A 530-nucleotide genomic window follows, 5' to 3' on the forward strand; every position below is an offset into this window, starting at 1 on the left:
TTCCTGTCGATCATGCTGAAGATCTATCGCCAGTACGAAAAACTCTGCCAGCAGGGTGGTCTGGTGGATTTTGGCGAGTTGTTGCTGCGATCCCATGAACTGTGGCTGCATCGTCCGGAGCTGCTGGCCCATTACCAGAGCCGGTTCCAGCATATCCTGGTGGACGAGTTTCAGGACACCAACACCATTCAATACGCCTGGCTGCAGGTGCTGGCCAGCAATCGCGTGCCAATGACGGTGGTGGGGGACGACGATCAGTCTATCTACGGCTGGCGGGGCGCCAAGGTCGAAAACATCCAGCAGTACCAGCGGGATTTCCCCAATGCCCGGTTGGTGCGTCTGGAGCAGAATTACCGCTCCACCCAGATGATCCTGAAGGCGGCCAACGCGGTGATCGCCAACAACCAGGGCCGGCTGGGCAAGGAGCTCTGGACCGACGGTCCGGAAGGCGAACCGATCAGCCTGTACGCGGCGTTCAACGAGCAGGACGAAGCCAACTACATTGCCGACAGCATCTCTGCCTGGGTGCA

At 59.2% G+C, this 530-nt stretch carries 1 protein-coding gene; it reads left to right on the plus strand.

Annotated elements, in window-relative coordinates:
- A partial coding sequence (locus tag ACFC20_RS17810; RefSeq protein WP_375194146.1) for a UvrD-helicase domain-containing protein occupies nucleotides 1-530 on the plus strand: 530 nt, incomplete at both ends.

Source organism: Marinobacter sp. (assembly GCF_041984545.1).
In the GTDB taxonomy this organism is placed as follows: Bacteria; Pseudomonadota; Gammaproteobacteria; order Pseudomonadales; family Oleiphilaceae; genus Marinobacter.